The 16,054-nt window shown below is 73.5% G+C and carries 16 protein-coding genes; 5 read left to right on the top strand and 11 right to left on the bottom strand.

The features are described from left to right. Position 1: 1 nt before the first annotated feature. Positions 2-529, bottom strand: a complete 528-nt coding sequence (locus SKED_RS05515; RefSeq protein WP_012866139.1) for an ATP synthase subunit B family protein — start codon at positions 527-529, stop codon at positions 2-4. After that, complete coding sequence (gene coaD, locus SKED_RS05510; protein ID WP_012866138.1) at positions 526-1,122, bottom strand: pantetheine-phosphate adenylyltransferase; 597 nt, start codon at positions 1,120-1,122, stop codon at positions 526-528. The genes SKED_RS05515 and coaD overlap by 4 nt, the downstream gene beginning before the upstream one ends. Before the next feature lie 45 nt (positions 1,123-1,167). Between coaD and SKED_RS05505 the strand changes: the two genes are divergently transcribed. Continuing rightward, positions 1,168-2,025 (top strand): GNAT family N-acetyltransferase, encoded by an 858-nt coding sequence (locus SKED_RS05505; RefSeq protein ID WP_012866137.1) that lies wholly within the window; start codon positions 1,168-1,170, stop codon positions 2,023-2,025. 2 nt (positions 2,026-2,027) lie between these two features. Here the strand turns inward: SKED_RS05505 and rsmD are convergent, their stop codons facing one another. Genes rsmD through SKED_RS05490 form a run of 3 tightly spaced genes read right to left on the bottom strand, consistent with a single transcriptional unit; the run spans position 2,028 to position 6,701 of the window. Further along, on the bottom strand, positions 2,028-2,639 hold the full coding sequence (rsmD, locus tag SKED_RS05500; protein ID WP_012866136.1) for a 16S rRNA (guanine(966)-N(2))-methyltransferase RsmD: 612 nt from the start codon (positions 2,637-2,639) through the stop codon (positions 2,028-2,030). 46 nt (positions 2,640-2,685) lie between these two features. Then, the gene (locus tag SKED_RS05495; protein ID WP_012866135.1) at positions 2,686-4,962 is read right to left on the bottom strand and encodes an ATP-dependent DNA helicase RecG; all 2,277 of its coding nucleotides are present in this window, start codon (positions 4,960-4,962) and stop codon (positions 2,686-2,688) included. Next, on the bottom strand, positions 4,959-6,701 hold the full coding sequence (locus SKED_RS05490; protein WP_012866134.1) for a DAK2 domain-containing protein: 1,743 nt from the start codon (positions 6,699-6,701) through the stop codon (positions 4,959-4,961). The genes SKED_RS05495 and SKED_RS05490 overlap by 4 nt, the downstream gene beginning before the upstream one ends. Positions 6,702-7,039: 338 nt before the next feature. On the opposite strand from SKED_RS05490, the gene rpmB reads away from it, so the two are divergent. Both rpmB and SKED_RS05480 read left to right on the top strand, forming a co-directional pair. Next, the gene (rpmB, locus tag SKED_RS05485) at positions 7,040-7,231 is read left to right on the top strand and encodes a 50S ribosomal protein L28 (protein WP_012866133.1); all 192 of its coding nucleotides are present in this window, start codon (positions 7,040-7,042) and stop codon (positions 7,229-7,231) included. Positions 7,232-7,371: 140 nt separating this feature from the next. Continuing rightward, entirely contained in the window at positions 7,372-7,887 is a 516-nt protein-coding gene (locus tag SKED_RS05480; protein ID WP_012866132.1) for a GNAT family N-acetyltransferase, read from the top strand. Positions 7,888-7,902: 15 nt separating this feature from the next. On the opposite strand, the gene SKED_RS05475 is transcribed toward SKED_RS05480, so the two are convergent. Further along, positions 7,903-8,901 carry a thiamine-phosphate kinase gene (locus tag SKED_RS05475; RefSeq protein WP_012866131.1) on the bottom strand — a complete coding sequence of 333 codons (999 nt, stop codon included), beginning with the start codon at positions 8,899-8,901 and terminating at the stop codon, positions 7,903-7,905. 67 nt (positions 8,902-8,968) lie between these two features. On the opposite strand from SKED_RS05475, the gene SKED_RS05470 reads away from it, so the two are divergent. Beyond that, positions 8,969-9,502, top strand: a complete 534-nt coding sequence (locus tag SKED_RS05470; protein WP_245534610.1) for a DUF3515 family protein — start codon at positions 8,969-8,971, stop codon at positions 9,500-9,502. 42 nt (positions 9,503-9,544) lie between these two features. On the opposite strand, the gene SKED_RS05465 is transcribed toward SKED_RS05470, so the two are convergent. Then, positions 9,545-10,747 (bottom strand): D-alanine--D-alanine ligase family protein, encoded by a 1,203-nt coding sequence (locus SKED_RS05465; protein WP_012866129.1) that lies wholly within the window; start codon positions 10,745-10,747, stop codon positions 9,545-9,547. Positions 10,748-10,789: 42 nt separating this feature from the next. Between SKED_RS05465 and SKED_RS05460 the strand changes: the two genes are divergently transcribed. After that, a complete protein-coding gene (locus SKED_RS05460) occupies positions 10,790-11,986 on the top strand; it encodes a trans-sulfuration enzyme family protein (RefSeq protein WP_012866128.1) in 1,197 nt (398 codons plus the stop codon). A 42-nt stretch (positions 11,987-12,028) separates the two neighbouring features. Here SKED_RS05460 and SKED_RS05455 read toward each other — a convergent pair whose 3' ends face one another. The 4 genes from SKED_RS05455 to leuD form a co-directional block, all read right to left on the bottom strand. Beyond that, positions 12,029-13,039, bottom strand: a complete 1,011-nt coding sequence (locus tag SKED_RS05455; RefSeq protein WP_012866127.1) for an NAD(P)H-dependent glycerol-3-phosphate dehydrogenase — start codon at positions 13,037-13,039, stop codon at positions 12,029-12,031. After that, positions 13,036-13,884 (bottom strand): lysophospholipid acyltransferase family protein, encoded by an 849-nt coding sequence (locus SKED_RS05450; RefSeq protein ID WP_012866126.1) that lies wholly within the window; start codon positions 13,882-13,884, stop codon positions 13,036-13,038. The genes SKED_RS05455 and SKED_RS05450 overlap by 4 nt, the downstream gene beginning before the upstream one ends. A gap of 56 nt (positions 13,885-13,940) precedes the next feature. Next, entirely contained in the window at positions 13,941-15,257 is a 1,317-nt protein-coding gene (gene murA, locus SKED_RS05445; RefSeq protein ID WP_012866125.1) for a UDP-N-acetylglucosamine 1-carboxyvinyltransferase, read from the bottom strand. 152 nt (positions 15,258-15,409) lie between these two features. Continuing rightward, a complete protein-coding gene (gene leuD / locus SKED_RS05440; RefSeq protein WP_012866124.1) occupies positions 15,410-16,048 on the bottom strand; it encodes a 3-isopropylmalate dehydratase small subunit in 639 nt (212 codons plus the stop codon). Positions 16,049-16,054 lie beyond the last annotated feature (6 nt).

Genomic DNA, 16,054 nt, shown 5'->3' with positions numbered 1-16,054 from the left:
CTCAGCGCTGCTGGTCGGCAGCTCCCGCCCCGGCCTCGTCGAGGCGCTCGGCGAGCCGGTCACGTCCGGCGTGCACCTGCGCGAGCACCTTGCCGAGGTCGATCTCGAACTCGGCGAGGCGGCGGTCGCAGTAGTCGTCGGCCTCACGGCGCAGGCGCGCAGCGGTCGACTCGGCCTCGGCGACGAGCTCGCGGGCCTGGACCTGCCCCTGGAGCACCACCTGCTCCGAGGCGACGAGCTCGGCGGCACGACGCCGCGCGGTCTCGATGAGCTCCTCGGCCTGGGAGTGGGCGTCCTCGAGGACCTGGTCAGCGTCGGAGAGCACCTCGTCCGCCCGGGTCAGCTGGGTGGGGAGGGCCTCGCGGAGCTCGTCGAGCAGGTCGAGGGCCTCGTTGCGGTTGACGAGCACCGAGGACGACATGGGCATCGTCCGGGCACGCTCGACGAGGTCGGTCAGCGCGTCGAGGATCGCGGGCACGCCGGCGCCCTCACCCTCGACGAAGGTCTCGTGGTCGTCGTGGGGGGTCATGAGACTCCTTGGTTCGGGTGGGCGGCGGAGCCGGGAGAGGTGTCCCCGCCGGGTGCTGGGAGCGGGGTGGCGGTGGGGTGCGTGGCGGTCGCGGTCGACGCGGGCGACGCGGGCGGGGGGACGCCCAGCGCGCGGCGGACGGCGTCTGCGACGCCCGGCGGCACGAGGTCGTCGACCTGCCCGCCGTGGCGTGCGACGTCCTTGACCATCGACGACGCGATGTGCGCGTACCGCGGGTCGGCGGTGAGGAACACCGACTCGACCCCGGAGAGGTGACGGTTCATCAGCGCCATGGGCTGCTCGGCGTCGTAGTCCGCTCCCCCGCGCAGGCCCTTGACGACCGCGACGGCGCCGAGCTCGCGGCACAGGTCGACGAGCAGCCCCGGGACCTCGACGACACGGACGGTCGGCAGGTCGGCGCAGGCCGCCTCGGCCAGCGCGACCCGCGCCCCGACGTCGAGGAGCGCGGACTTGGAGGCGTTGCGGGCGACGCCCACGACCACCTCGTCGAAGAGGAGGGACGCCCGACGGACGACGTCCAGGTGCCCCAGGGTGATCGGGTCGAAGGATCCCGGGCAGACGGCAAGAGTCACCCGCTCACGGTAGTACACGCCCACCCGGTGGCCCATGATGGCTCCATGACGACTGAGCCCGAGCAGCCGCCCACCGCCCCTGACCCGACCTCCGCCACGACGACCGGTCCAGGCGCCGCCCCGGAGCGCGCCGACCGGCCCGGGGTCGACCTCGAGCCGCTCGTCACGGCCGCCGACCTCGAAGAGCTCCACCGCGACGTGCTGAGCCCGTCCTTCCCGCCCGAAGAGCTCGAGAGCCTGGAGTCGCTCGTCGAGGGCTGCGCGCAGGGGGGCACCCGCGCTCTCGGCGTCCGGCGCGACGGGCGTGTCGTGGCCGGTGCTGTCGCCGCGGGGTCTGGCACCCCCGGCGAGGCGATGCTGCTGGTCTACCTCGCGATCGCCCCGGGGCAGCGCGGCGGCGGCATCGGTGGTGCGCTGCTCGACGCCGCGGTCCAGACCTGGGTCGCCGAGTCGTCGCCCGGTCTGCTGCTCGCCGAGGTCGAGCACCCGGCCCACCACGAGGCGAGCGAGGCGCACGGCGACCCTGCGGCACGGCTGCGCTTCTACGCGCGGCACGGCGCCCGGCTGCTCGCGGTGCCGTACTTCCAGCCCGGGCTGGGCGCGACCGCGGCCCGCGTCCCGGCGCTGCTCCTCACCACGCTGCACGTCGCCCCGGAGGTCGTCGTCGAGGGCCCACTCGACGCACCGACCGCGGTCGACGCCGGCCCGCTGCGCGACTTCCTCACGTCGTATCTCGTGGGGTCCGAGGGGTCGCTGCGCGACGACGCGGACACCCGGGCCCTGCTCGACGCGGTCGGCGGACCGAGCGTCGCGCTCGTCGACCCGTCAGACCTCGCGTCCGTACCGGTCGGCATGGCGTGGGCGGCTGCTGGCGCGCACGTGCCGGAGGGCGACGGCGCCTGAGCTCAGGAGGACGCGGCGCCGGCGGGCTCGTCGTCGGAGGCAGGCGCGTCGTCGTCCTCGCCGGCCCCGACGGGCTCTGCGTAGTGCACCAGCGTCTCGCCGTAGGACTTCGTGACGATGAGCCGCCACGAGGCCGGCCACGTCGGCTCCGGGGTCCGCGAGGACCGCTCCACCACGACCACGGCATCCTCGGAGACGTGCCCCTCGAGCGCGAGGAGCAGCGCCGCGACGTCGGCGTCGCTCATGTCGTAGGGCGGGTCGAGGAACACCAGGTCCCACGGCTGCGCGGGGGGCTGCGCGACGAAGCGCTCGGCCCGGTCCGCGACCACCCGGACGCCGGAGAGCCCGAGGGTCGCGACGTTCTGCTGGCAGACCTGTGCGGCGACCTTCCCCGCCTCGACCAGCACCACCGCGGACGCGCCGCGGCTCGCCGCCTCGAGCCCCAGGGCCCCCGAGCCGGCGCAGAGGTCGAGCACGCGGGCGCCGTCGAGCACCTCGTAGTGCTCGAGCCGCGAGAAGATCGCCTCGCGCACCCTGTCGCTGGTCGGGCGGGTGCCCTTCGGTGGGACGGCGAGGCTCCTGCCGCCGACGAGCCCTGCCACGATCCGAGTCACCGGACCAGCCTAGCGAGCGGCCGGCCGTGGTCGTGCCGCACGGGCGTCACGACCGGTCGAGGTACTCCGCCCGCTCCCCCGTCACCCGTCCGGTGATCTCGGCCAGCAGCACCGGGTGGGTGACGAGCGTCGGGTCGACGGCCACGACCGCGGCCGCGTCCTCGCGGGCCTGCTCGATGACGGCGGTGTCGCGGACCACGCGCAGCAGCTGGAGCGACGTCGAGCGGCCCGACTGCGCGGCGCCGAGCACGTCGCCCTCGCTGCGCATCTCGAGGTCGGCGGCGGCGAGCTCGAAGCCGTCGGTAGTCGACGCGAGCGTGGTGAGGCGGGTCTTCGCCGGTTCTGCGTCGGCCATCTCCGACACGAGGAAGCAGATCCCGGCGTCGGCCCCACGCCCGACCCGCCCACGCAGCTGGTGCAGCTGCGACAGGCCGAAGCGGTCGGCGTCGAGCACGACCATCGCGGTGGCACGGGGGACGTCGACCCCGACCTCGATGACCGTCGTCGACACGAGGAGGTCGACCTCGCCCGCCGTGAAGGCCGCCATGGCAGCCTCCTTCTCAGCCTGGGGCATCTGCCCGTGGAGGATGCCGATCCGCACCCCGCGGAAGACCTCGAGGGCCGCCAGCTCGGCGGCGACCTCGAGGACCGCGCGCAGGGGCGTCCGCGACCTCGCCGCAGACGCGGCGGGACCGCCCGGGTTGTCGCGGTCCTCGTCGGTGCCCGCGAGCGCTGCCGGGTCGAGAGCGGGCGTCGCGTCGTCCTCGGACGAGTCGTCCCCGGTGATCCGCGGGCAGACGACGTAGGCCTGGCGGCCGGCGTCGATCTCCTCGCGCACCTTGGCCCAGGTGCGCGAGACCCATGCGGGCTTCTGGGCGGGCACGACGTAGGTGGTGATGCCGGAGCGCCCGGCGGGGATCTCGCGCAGCGTCGAGGTCTCGAGGTCGCCGAAGACGGTCATGGCGACGGTGCGCGGGATCGGGGTGGCGGTCATGACCAGCAGGTGCGGGACGGTGCGGGCCTTGGCACGCAGCAGGTCGCGCTGCTCGACACCGAAGCGGTGCTGCTCGTCGACGACGACGAGGCCGAGCTCGGCGAACTGCACCCCTGCGCTGAGCAGGGCGTGCGTGCCGACGACGATCCCGGCGGCACCCGACGCGGCGTCGAGCAGGTTCTTCTTCTTCACGGCGGCCGGCTGGGACCCGGTGACCAGGGCGACGCGGGTGCCGTGGGCGGCCCCGCCGAGCATGCCGCCTGCGGCGAGGTCGCCGAGCAGGGCGGCCAGGGTCCGGGCGTGCTGGGCGGCGAGCACCTCGGTCGGTGCCAGGAGTGCGGCCTGCCCTCCGGCGTCGACGACCTGGAGCATGGCCCGCAGCGCGACGACGGTCTTGCCCGAGCCGACCTCGCCCTGGAGCAGGCGCTGCATGGGGTGGGGGGCCGCGAGCTCGGCCGCGATCTCGTCGCCGACCTCCCGCTGCCCGGTGGTGAGGGTGAAGGGGAGGGCGGCGTCGAAGTCGCGCAGGATCGACGGGCCGTCCTCGACGAGGGTCCGCGAGGTCGCCTCGAGGGCGGCGGCCTCCGACCGTCGCAGGGCGAGGGCGGTCTGCAGGACGAAGGCCTCCTCGTACCGCAGGCGCTTCTGGCCGCGGTGCCACTCGCTCTCGCTCTCCGGCAGGTGGATGTCCCGGAAGGCCTGCACCAGCGGCACGAGGTTCCGTCGACCGAGCACGTCCGCCGGGACGGGGTCGGCGAGGTCGTCGACGTGGAGCGGGTCGAGGACCTGGCGGACGCACTTGTGGATCTTCCACGAGGCGAAGGACGCGGTGGCCGGGTAGATCGGCATGAGGCGACTGACCTCGAGCAGCGCGTCGACCTCGTTCTCGACGTCCACGCCGGGGAGCAGGTAGTCCGGGTGGGTGAGCTGCCTCTCGTTGCGGTACTCGGAGACCACCCCGGTGAAGAGTCCGGCACGGCCGGGCTTCAGCCGGGACTCGTGGGTGCGCAGCGCACCGGGGTGCTTGGCGAAGAAGGTGAGCGAGAGTCGGTCCGTGCCGTCCGAGACGACCGCCTGGAGCATCGCGCCGCCGCGCGAGCGCATCTCTCGGACCGTCGCGCTGACCACCTGCGCCATCACGGTGACGTGCTCTCCCACCACGAGGGTCGAGAGCTGGGACATGGCGCCCGGGTCGGCGTACCGCCGCGGGTAGTGACGGAGCAGGTCGCCGGTGGTCGTGAGGCCCAGCTTGGCGAGCTGGTTCGAGGTGCGCTTCTCGAAGACCTTGGTGAGGGGCTCGTCGAGGGTGAAGGGGTGGTCGATGCTCACTGCTGCTCTGCTCCGATGACGAGTGCGGTGGACCGTCGCCCGGAGGGGAGGACGACGGTCTCGAGTCCGGGCGCGAGACGCTCGGCGTGGACGACGAGGTCGGTGAGGACGCTCGCGGGGACCAGGTCCCCTGCGAGCACCGTGAGCACCGTGGGGGCTGCGGGGGCGGTGGAGGCGGTGGAGGCGGTAGGGCTCGGCTCGCAGGTGCGCGCGGCGTACTGGAGGAGACGCGACAGCTGGTCCACCAGCTCGGCGGGGCGCGCGGCGTCCACCTGGACCGCCCGGACGGAGGCGACGACGGCCTCCATGGCACGCAGGGAGGCGGTCCGGGCCGCGCGCCCGGCGCTCCCTGCCGAGGTGTCGGACACCCAGGCGGACAGGGCGGCGACCACGTGCAGGTCGCTCGTGGACGCGACGGCCGTGACCTGGGGACGGGACAGGTCCCCCAGGCCACGGGCCAGCGCGAGCGTGGACTCGTCGGCCGGCAGCACCAGCACCTGCTCGGCGTCGGTCTCGTGCACGGCCCGGAGCAGGTCCTCGCGCTCGACGGGCCCGCTGCCGCGCAGCACGACGACGGCGCCCGAGCGGGCCAGGTCCGTCACGAGGCCCGGCGCGCTCGTGCAGGCGACGAGGCCGAGCTCGGCGGCCCCTCGCGCCGAGACCTGGTGGGCGAGGCACCGGACGACCACCTGCCCCACCTCCCAGCGGTCGAGCAGCCGCAGGACGTCGACGGGGTGGTCGGTGTGCACGTGCACCTGCCAGGTGCCGCGCCGGGCGGAGCCGTCCCCGGCCGGGTCGCGCCGGTCCGCGCCGCCGACCACGACGACCGAGTCGCCGAGCTGCTGGAGACCGGACCGCAGCAGCGGTGCCACCTCCTCCAAGGAGGTCGTCGTGCCGCCCTCCGCGCCGACCGCGTGCCGGACGACGCACATGACCTCGAACTCACCGTCGACCACTGTGCCGTGAGCGCCGTGTGAGCCGTGGGCGTGGGAGCCGCCCTCGTGCGCCACGGGCTCGCCCGCGACAGAGAGTGTCTCCGCCTCGGTCGCACGCGTCGGTCCGTGGCCGAGGGCGCGGCAGAGTGCGTCGAGCACGAGGACGAAGCCGTAGGCACCTGCGTCGAGCACCCTGGCCCGGCGGAGCTCGTCGAGCTCGTCGACGCTGCGCCGGAGGGCTGCGTCGGCGCCTGCGCACGCTGCGACGAGGACCTCGGCGAGGCCGCCGCCGTCGGTCACGGCGCGCGCGGCGGCGTCGGCGGCTCCGCGGGCGGCGGTGAGCATGGTGCCGGACCGTGGGTCGACGACGGACGCGTGCGCGCTCTCGGCCCCGCGGTCGAGAGCCCGGGCGAGCAGCCCGGCGGCGCTCTCCTCTGCCCGAGAGGCGTCGGGCAGACCTGCGGGAGAAGCCGCGTGCCCTGCCGCGAAGCCACGGAGGAACTCGCTCATGATCACGCCCGAGCTGCCGCGCGCGCCGAGCAGCGCACCGTGCGCGAGGGCGTGCAGCACGTCGTCGGTCGTCGCGGGCCCCGCACCGGCTGCGGCGACGGCGGAGTCGCGGGCCTGGGTGAGCGTGCCGGCGAGGTTGGTGCCCGTGTCGGCGTCAGGCACGGGGAACACGTTGGCGCGGTCGATGACGGGGCGCGCCCGTTCCAGGACGTCCACGGCGTCGCCGGCCCAGCGCAGCACCGAGGCCACGTCGAGCAGCGCGCTGCGCCCGTCCGTGCTGCTGGTGTGTGTCACGACGCACTCCCTCTCCGCGCTCCGACGACATATGATGTCGTACATCGTCCCGCGCCACACAGGTGCCGGACGCCAGGGCACGGCTCTCGCAGCCGGGCCCCGCAGGCCGAGCAGGGTCCTCACCGGACTCCTGGGACAGCCGGCGTCCGCAGGCAATTTGGGTAGCACCGAGAGAATCCGCTACCCTATCGAGGTTGCCCGCACACACCAGGGCATGCGCGAACCGTGACACCACCCTCCCGTGACCTTCCGAGGTTCTCGTGCGGGTTCACTCGGATCCGCATCCACAGACCATTGAAGTCGCCGCACAGCGGCGTGCATGACGATCAGGAGAGACCGTGGCTGCCAACTGCGAAGTCTGCGCAAAGAGCCCGAGCTTCGGGCACAGCATCTCGCACTCGCACGTGCGCACGAAGCGCCGCTGGAACCCGAACATCCAGCGCGTTCGCGCAATCGTCAACGGTGCACCCAAGCGCCTCAACGTGTGCACCTCCTGCCTCAAGGCAGGCAAGGTCACGCGTCACATCTGAGTCTCTTCCTCGCGAAGACTCTCTCGCACAGCCCGTCGGACCTCGGTCCGGCGGGCTGTCGGTGTCTCCGGGCACGGTCCTGCAGGGACGGTGCCGCAGAACCCTTGGCGTGACGGACCCGCCGTGGCAGGCTGACCGGTATGGACCACGAGCGTGACGACCTGACCATCCGTCCGGCCACGGCCGCCGACGCCTCGGCGATCGCGCGCATCCACGTCGCCTCGTGGCGCGAGGCCTACGCCGGCATCGTGCCGACCCAGTACCTCGCGAGCCTCGACGTCGCCGCCCGCGAGGCGTGGTGGGACGACGTCGTCGGACGGACGGCGAGCAGCACCTGGGTCGCAGAGCTCGACCAGCGCACCGTCGGCTTCGCCCACCTCGGCCCGGCCGGGGACGAGGACGCCGAGCCCGAGGACCTCGAGCTGTACGCGATCTACCTCGACCCCGAGACGTGGGGGCGGGGTGTCGCGCGCGACCTCATGCGGACCGTGCTCGACGCCGCGCCCGAGTCGTCGGCGGTGTCCCTGTGGGTGCTCGCCGACAACGAGCGTGCCCGCAGGTTCTACAAGCGGCACGGCTTCGAGCCGGACGGCGTCGAGAAGATCGAGGAGATCGGCGGGAAGCCGCTCACCGAGGTCCGCTACCGCCGCCGCTGAGCAGCGTCCGCCGGCTCAGGCCCGGCTGCCCCGTCCGGCGAAGTGGTCCCAGCCCTCGTCGCCGTCGGGCACGACGCCCTGCACCGTGACGGCCGGGCCACGCTCTGCCGTGGCCTCGAGCACCCGACCGACCACGCGGAACTCCGGCGGCAGGTCTGCCCCCGCCGGGAAGGTCGCCAGCAGCCCGTGGTCCTCGCCGCCCGTGAGCACCCAGCGCACCGGGTCGACGTCGAGCGCCCTCCCGGCGGCCGAGAGCGCCGCGAGGTCGCGCGGGCTCGAGAGGCCCAGCGGGTCGAGGTCGAGGACCACGCCGCTCGCCCGGGCGATCCGCCCTCCGTCGCGCAGCAGCCCGTCCGACACGTCGAGCATGGCCGTGGCCCCGGCCAGGCGGGCGCGCGCGCCCGAGCCGATCGGCGGGTCGGGGCGCAGGTAGGCGGCGACGAGGTCGGGGTACGCCGTGGTCTCCTCAGCACCCGAGAGGAGGTCGAGGCCCGCTGCGGAACGTCCCAGCACACCGGCGTGGGCGACGACGTCGCCCGGCCGTGCGCCGGAGCGCAGCACGGGCGCACCGCCCTCGAGGTCGCCGTGGACCGTCACGGCCACGACGATCGCGTCGCCGCTCGACAGGTCCCCGCCGACCACACCGGCGCCGTGCGGTGCGCAGGCCTCCGCGAGGCCGCGGGCGAGCTCGAGGACCCAGTGGACCTCCTCGGTGCGGGGCAGCACGAGGGACACCACGAGCGAGGTGGGCCTGGCGCCCATGGCAGCGATGTCGGCGAGGTTCTGGACGGCTGCGCGCCAGCCGACGTCGTAGCCGGTCGACCAGTCGCGGATGAAGTGCCGGTCCTGGACCAGGACGTCGGTCGAGACCACGAACCTGCCGTCCGGGGCCGAGATCACCGCTGCGTCGTCGCCGGGACCGACGAGCGTCGCGTCGGTCGTGGGGAGCAGCGGGAAGATCCGTGCGAGCAGCTGCTCCTCGGCCAGGTCGCAGACACGCTCAGAAGCACTCACGCGGCCACCCTAGCCCAGCGCGTGCGGGCCCCGGCCGACGTCCAGGCGCGGGCACTAGAGTGTCGGGGTGCTCACGAGTCTCCTCCACCGCCCGCGCAGGTCCGCCCGACCGGTGAGGTCACGCGTGCTGCGGCCCGTGGCGGCCGCCCTCGCGCTGGTCGCCGGGGCTGCCGCTCTCGCGGCCTGCACCCCGACCATCGACGTGCCCGCGGGCGTCGACGCCGCGGAGCCGGTCTGCGCGAAGGTCGTCCTCATGCTGCCCGACGAGGTCGGCGGGCAGGACAAGGTCCGGGCGTCGAGCCAGGCAACCGCCGCGTGGGGCGAGCCGGGCCGCGCGATCACGCTGCGCTGCGGCGTCGAGCCGCCCGCGCCGACCACGCAGGACTGCCAGTCCGTCGACCCGGGCATCGCGGGGCTGGGGACCTTCGACTGGATCACCAGCCAGGACGACAACGGCTGGACCTTCACCACCTACGGGCGCGAGCCCGCCGTCGCGGTCCAGGTGCCGACCGAGCTCGGCGGCAGCCAGCCGACGGCCTCGCTCATCGACGTGGCGCGGGCCGTCGCGGAGATCCCGACGACCTCGCACGCCTGCCGCTGAGAGCACGACCAGCCGGGCCGGCCGGGTCAGCCGGGTCTCCGCTCAGCGCAGACCGGTCTCGCGCTCGAGGGCGAGCTCGACGAGCTCGGTGATGAGCTCGGCGTACGGCAGGCCGCTGCGGTCCCACATGCGCGGGTACATCGAGAAGGGCGTGAAGCCCGGCATCGTGTTGATCTCGTTGACGACGACCTCGCCCGCCTCCGTGACGAACACGTCGACGCGCGAGAGCCCCTCGCCCGAGACGGCCTCGAAGGTCCGCACGGCGACGTCCTGCACCTCGGCGACCAGCTCGGGGCTGAGGTCTGCGGGGCAGGTGAGCTCGACGCTCTGCTCGCTGAGGTACTTGGCCTCGAAGTCGTAGAAGGCGTGGGTGGTGTCGGTCACCTGGATCTCGCCAGGCAGGGACGCGCGGGCGCGCTCGCCGCGGCGACCGCCGAGCACGGCGCACTCGATCTCGCGGCCGACGATGCCGGCCTCGACGATCACCTTCGGGTCGTGCCGACGGGCCTCGGCGACGGCGGCCGGCAGGTCGGCGAGGTCGTCGACCTTGCTGATGCCCAGGCTCGAGCCGGCGCGCGCGGGCTTGACGAACACGGGCAGCCCGAGCCCGGCGACGCGGGCGGTCACGGCCTCGGCGTCGCGGTCCCACTCCCCCGGCGGGACGACCGTGTACGGGCCCACCGGCAGCCCCTGGCCGGCCAGCACGAGCTTCATGAAGTGCTTGTCCATGCCCACGGCCGAGGCGAGGACGCCGGCGCCGACGTAGCGGACGTCGGCGAGCTCGAGCATCCCCTGGAGGGTGCCGTCCTCCCCGAAGGGCCCGTGGAGCAGCGGGAAGACGACGTCGACGTCGCCGAGGACCCGCGGAAGCGCCCCGGCCTCGAGGACGCGCAGCGCGGTCTGGCCGACGGCGAGCGGCAGCAGCACCTCGGTGCCGGTCGCGTCGACCTCGGGGAGACGCCCGTCGGTGATGGCCCAGCGGTCGGGGTCGTCCTCGACGAGCACCCACTGGCCGGTGCGCGTGATCCCCACGGGCACCACGTCGTAGCGGTCGCGGTCGATGGCGCGCATGACCCCGGCGGCCGTGGCGCACGAGATGACGTGCTCGCCGGAGCGTCCGCCGAACAGCAGCACGACGCGGGGACGACGGTGCTCACCCGGCAGGTCGCCCGAGGCGTCGGCGCGCAGAGCGGGCGCCGGTGCGGACGCAGGGGTGGGGGGCTGGGATTCTGAGACGGTAGCCATCGCGTGCGACTTTACCGGAGCGCACGGCTTACCCTCGGACGCATGGACGACGCGTCGACGACCCCCGGGACCACCGCTCAGCACAGCCCTCACGGCCCGGCGTCGCCGGCGCTCTCCCCGGCGACCGTCGCGGTCGCCGCAGGGCGGCCGCCGCGGGTCTCGGGCGGCCCGGTGAACCCACCGGTGGTGCTCTCGTCGACCTACGTCTCGGCCGGTGTCCCCTCCCCCGACGAGAAGCTCTACACCCGCGCCGGGACCGAGACCTGGGAGCCCTTCGAGGACGCGATCGCCCAGCTCGAGGGGGCGTCCCAGAGCGGGGTCGTCTTCGCCTCCGGCATGGCGGCGATCGCCTCGGTCCTCGCGATGGTCCCCGACGGCGGCACCGTGGTGGTGCCGCGGCACGCCTACCAGGTCACCCTCGGGTTCGTCGACGACATGGCCGAGCGCCACCGGGTGACGGTCCGCCGGGTCGACATCGCGGACACCGAGGCCTCGGTCGCGGCCTTCGCCGGCGCCGACCTCGTGTGGGTCGAGTCACCCACCAACCCGATGCTCGAGGTCGCGGACCTCCCCGTCCTCATCGACGCGGCGCACCGCGCCGGCGCCCTCGTCGCGGTCGACAACACCTTCGCGACCCCGCTCGTGCAGCGCCCCCTGGAGTCCGGTGCGGACCTCGTGGTGCACTCGGTGACCAAGTACCTCGCCGGCCACTCCGACGTCGTCCTCGGGGCCGTCGTGACGAGCTCGGAGCACCTCGAGCGGTCGGTCCGCGCCTACCGCACGCTGCACGGCGCGATCGCCGGGCCGTGGGAGGTCTGGCTCGCGCTGCGCGGCCTGCGGACCCTCGCGCTGCGCGTCGAGCGCGCGCAGGCGAACGCCGCCGAGATCGCCCACCGGCTGTCCGGCCACCCGTCGGTCGCCGAGGTCCGGCACCCGTCGCTGCCCGACGACCCGGGGCACGAGGTCGCGACCCGCGTCATGGACGGGTACGGCGCGATCATCGGCCTGCGCCCCGTGGGCGGGGTCGAGGCGGCCGACGCGGTCGTCGACGCCCTCGCGCTGTGGGTCCCCGCCACGAGCCTCGGCGGGGTCGAGTCGAGCCTCGAGCGACGACGTCGCTTCACGACCGAGTCCCCCACGGTCCCCGAGGACCTGCTGCGCATGAGCGTCGGCATCGAGGACGTCGAGGACCTCTGGGCCGACCTCGACCAGGCGCTGCGGCGCGTCACAGGAGCCTGAGGCGCGTCACGGGGGTCTGAGACCCCCGTGACGCCGTGCGCCTCAGGCGTCCCCGCGGACGCCCTCTGAGCGCTGCGGGCGGGCGAGGAGCCCGCGGGCGATGTCGTCGACCGGCAGGCCGCCGTGCAGCACGCCGACCACGGCCTCGGTGATGGGCATCTCGACGCCGACGGAACGGGCGAGCTCGAGGACCGAGCGGCAGGACTTCACGCCCTCGGCCGTCCCGCCCGTGGCGGTGATCGCGTCCTCGAGCGTCATGCCCTGGCCCACGTGCTTGCCGAGCGTGTGGTTGCGCGAGGACGGTGACGCGCAGGTGGCCATGAGGTCGCCCATCCCGGCAAGCCCGGGGAAGGTCTCGGCGTCGGCGCCGAGCGCGAGCCCGAGCCGGCTGATCTCCGCCAGACCGCGGGTGATGACCGTGGCCGTCGTGTTGTAGCCGAAGCCGCGCCCCTGGGCCATGCCCACGGCGAGGGCGATGACGTTCTTCACGGCGCCGCACAGCTCGACGCCGACCACGTCGGCGTTCGTGTACGGGCGGAAGTACCCGGAGGAGCACGCCCTCGCGACGAGCGCGGCCGTCTGCGGGTCGCTCGACGAGACGACCGTGGCGGTCGGCTGGCGACGGGCGATCTCGCCGGCGAGGTTCGGCCCCGAGACGACGGCCACGCGACCGGCGTCGATCGCGAGCGACTCGGCGACCACCTCGCTCATGCGGCGGTCGGTGCTCAGCTCGACGCCCTTCATGAGGGAGACGGCCACGGCGCCGGCGGGCACGAGGTCGCGCAGCGGCTCGAGGGTCGCGCGGGCGCTCTGCGACGGGATGGCCACGACCACGAGGTCGACGCCGTCGAGGGCTGCGGCCACGTCGGTCGTGGCGGTCACCGACTCGGGCAGCTCGATCCCCGGGAGGTAGCGGCCGTTGACGTGCTCCGTCGTGATCTGGAGGGCCACGTCCTGGTTGCGCCCCCACAGCCGCACGGTGCAGCCGGCGTCGGCGAGGACCTGCGCGAAGGTGGTGCCCCAGGCACCCGAGCCGAGGACTGCGGCGATCATCGGGCGTCTTCCTCGGTCGTGGTGTCAGGGGTCGCGGTGCCGGGTGCGACGTCCGGGACGAGCTCGTCGGTCGGGTCAGCAGCAGGCGCGGCGTCGGCGGTGGGCCCGACCTTCTGCGCTCGCGCGGCCTTGCGCATGTCGTAGCGGACCGCGGGGGCCTTCTCGCCGCGGATCTCCTCGAGGAGAGCGGTGATGGCCGCCATGATGCGCTCGGTGGCCTCGGTGAGGACCGCGGAGTCCTGCGGACGCCCCCGGAGGTCCGAGAGGTCGACGGGCGGGCCGGCGTGGATCGAGACCTTCTTGCGGGGGAAGGGGTGCAGACGCTTGGAGTACTGCGGGAGGATCAGCTGCGGCCCCCACTGCGCGACCGGTATCACGGGCACCCCGCTGCTCAGGGCGAGACGTGCCGCGCCGGTCTTGCCGACCATCGGCCACAGGTCGGGGTCACGCGTGAGGGTGCCCTCGGGGAACACCGCGACGCACTCCCCGGCCTCGAGCTGGCGGACCGCGTCGGCGAGCGACGAGGCGGCTCCCGACGTGCCGCGGTGCACGGGGATCATGCCGGTGCGGTCGAGGATCCCCTTGAGGACCGGGATCTTCCACAGCGACGCCTTGGCGAGGATGCGGGGCGGCCGCGAGGAGTCGTACACGAAGTGCGCGAAGGTCAGCGGGTCGAGGTTGGTCATGTGGTTCGCCGCGGCGATGTACCCACCGCTCGTGGGGAGGTGCTCGGTGCCCTGCCAGTCCTTAGTGCCGACGACGGCCAGGAGCGGCTTGAGGATGCCTGCTGCCAGCCGGTAGGTGAAGGACTTCCCCGTGCCTGTGGACGCGCTCTCTGATGTCACCGGGCAAGGCTACCGCCCGCCAGGACACCACGTCCCGGCGGGCGGTCGGCTGCTCGTCAGCTGCGCGAGAACTCCGCGCCGAGCGCCTCGAGCTTCTCGGTGAAGCGCTCGTAGCCGCGGTCGATGAGCGTGATGCCGCGGACCTTCGAGGTGCCCTTCGCGGCGAGGGCCGCGATGAGGTGGCTGAAGCCTCCGCGCAGGTCCGGGACCTCGATGTCGGCCGCGGCGAGCGGCGTCGGGCCGGAGATCACGGCGGAGTGGTAGAAGTTCCGCTGGCCGAAACGGCAGGGCCGTCCGCCGAGGCACTCCTTGTAGACCTGGATGTTGGCACCCATGCCGCGCAGCGCGTCGGTGAACCCGAAGCGGTTCTCGTAGACGGTCTCGTGGACGATCGACAGGCCCTTGGCCTGGGTGAGCGCCACGACGAGCGGCTGCTGCCAGTCCGTCATGAAGCCGGGGTGCACGTCGGTCTCGAGGACGATCGACCGGAGCTCGCCACCGGGGTGGAAGAACCGGATGCCGTCGTCCTCGACCTCGAACTCGCCGCCGACCTTGCGGAAGGTGTTGAGGAACGCGGTCATCTCCGGCTGCGTCGCGCCCTTGACGAAGATGTCGCCCTGGGTGGCGAGCGCGGCGGAGGCCCACGAGGAGGCCTCGATGCGGTCGCCGAGCGCCGTGTGGCGGTACCCGGACAGCTTGGAGACGCCCTCGATCCGGATCACGCGGTCGGTGTCGACCGAGATGATCGCGCCCATCTTCTGCAAGACGTTGATGAGGTCCATGATCTCGGGCTCGATGGCCGCGTTGGACAGCTCGGTGATGCCCTCGGCGCGCACGGCGGTGAGCAGCAGCTGCTCGGTCGCGCCGACGCTCGGGTACGGCAGCGTGATCTTGGTGCCGCGCAGGCCGTTCGGGGCGGTGAGGTGGATGCCCTGCTCGCGCTTGTCCACCTGGGCGCCGAACTGGCGCAGGATGTCGAGGTGGTAGTTGATCGGCCGGTCGCCGATGCGGCAGCCGCCGAGGTCGGGGATGAAGGCCTCACCGAGGCGGTGCAGCAGCGGTCCGCAGAAGAGGATCGGGATGCGGCTCGAGCCGGCGTGCGCGTCGATGTCGGCCACGTGGGCGGACTCGACGTTGCTCGGGTCGAGCCGGAGCACACCGGCCGGGACGTCGTAGTCGACCGAGACGCCGTGGAGCTCGAGGAGACCGGAGACAACCTTGACGTCGCGGATCTCGGGGACGTTGCGCAGCTCGCTGGGGCCTTCGCCGAGGAGCGAGGCGACCATGGCCTTGGAGACGAAGTTCTTCGCACCGCGGACGGTGATGGTTCCGTTCAGCGGGTTGCCGCCGTCGACGGAGAGCAGATCTGTCATGACGCTATGGTCGCCTATCGCTCGGCAGAGCTCCTAACGGAGCGGGGTACGTGCACGGTGTCTTCACGCATGACGGAGCACGGCGACGGGGCCACCTGGTCGTCCAGGTGGCCCCGTCGTCGTGCGGTGCGCGTCGTGCGCGGGCTGCGTCGTCAGGAGACGGGGCGCGCCGCCTCGATCTCGACGGGCGGGAGGTGCTTGGCCGGGAGCGTCTTCGGGCGCCACGCGGCGCGCGACTCCTCGAACTCGGTGATCTCGGCCTCGTGCTGGAGGGTCAGGCCGATGTCGTCGAGGCCCTCCATGAGGCGCCAGCGGGTGTAGTCGTCCACCTGGAAGGGCACGACGACGTCGTCCGCGGAGGCCGTGCGGTCGACGAGGTTCACGGTGACCTCGGTGCCCGGCTTGGTCTCGAGGACCTTCCACAGCAGCTCGATGTCCTCCTGGGCGAGCTGGGCGGCGAGCAGGCCCTGCTTGCCGGAGTTGCCGCGGAAGATGTCGGCGAAGCGGGCGGAGAGGACCGCCTTGAAGCCGTAGTCCTTGAGCGCCCACACCGCGTGCTCGCGGGAGGACCCGGTGCCGAAGTCCGGCCCGGCCACGAGCACGGACCCGCTCGTGTACGCGGGCTGGTTGAGCACGAAGGACTCGTCGCCGCGCCAGGCGGCGAAGAGCGCGTCCTCGAAGCCCGTGCGGGTCACGCGCTTGAGGTAGACGGCGGGGATGATCTGGTCGGTGTCGACGTTGCTGCGGCGCAGCGGGACGCCCACACCGGTGTGCGTTGCGAACTTCTCCATGATGAC

It is taken from the genome of Sanguibacter keddieii DSM 10542 (genome assembly GCF_000024925.1).
GTDB lineage: Bacteria > Actinomycetota > Actinomycetes > Actinomycetales > Cellulomonadaceae > Sanguibacter > Sanguibacter keddieii.
This window is presented reverse-complemented; position numbering and strand designations above follow the sequence as displayed.

What these genes read in the sequence shown, in the direction of transcription:
- SKED_RS05515 (WP_012866139.1), bottom strand. Translation starts at nt 529, where the DNA reads ATGACCCCCCACGACGACCACGAGACCTTCGTCGAGGGTGAGGGCGCC.
- SKED_RS05505 (WP_012866137.1), top strand. Translation starts at nt 1,168, where the DNA reads ATGACGACTGAGCCCGAGCAGCCGCCCACCGCCCCTGACCCGACCTCC.
- SKED_RS05480 (WP_012866132.1), top strand. Translation starts at nt 7,372, where the DNA reads ATGGACCACGAGCGTGACGACCTGACCATCCGTCCGGCCACGGCCGCC.
- SKED_RS05465 (WP_012866129.1), bottom strand. Translation starts at nt 10,747, where the DNA reads ATGGCTACCGTCTCAGAATCCCAGCCCCCCACCCCTGCGTCCGCACCG.
- SKED_RS05460 (WP_012866128.1), top strand. Translation starts at nt 10,790, where the DNA reads ATGGACGACGCGTCGACGACCCCCGGGACCACCGCTCAGCACAGCCCT.
- SKED_RS05455 (WP_012866127.1), bottom strand. Translation starts at nt 13,039, where the DNA reads ATGATCGCCGCAGTCCTCGGCTCGGGTGCCTGGGGCACCACCTTCGCG.
- murA (WP_012866125.1), bottom strand. Translation starts at nt 15,257, where the DNA reads ATGACAGATCTGCTCTCCGTCGACGGCGGCAACCCGCTGAACGGAACC.
- leuD (WP_012866124.1), bottom strand. Translation starts at nt 16,048, where the DNA reads ATGGAGAAGTTCGCAACGCACACCGGTGTGGGCGTCCCGCTGCGCCGC.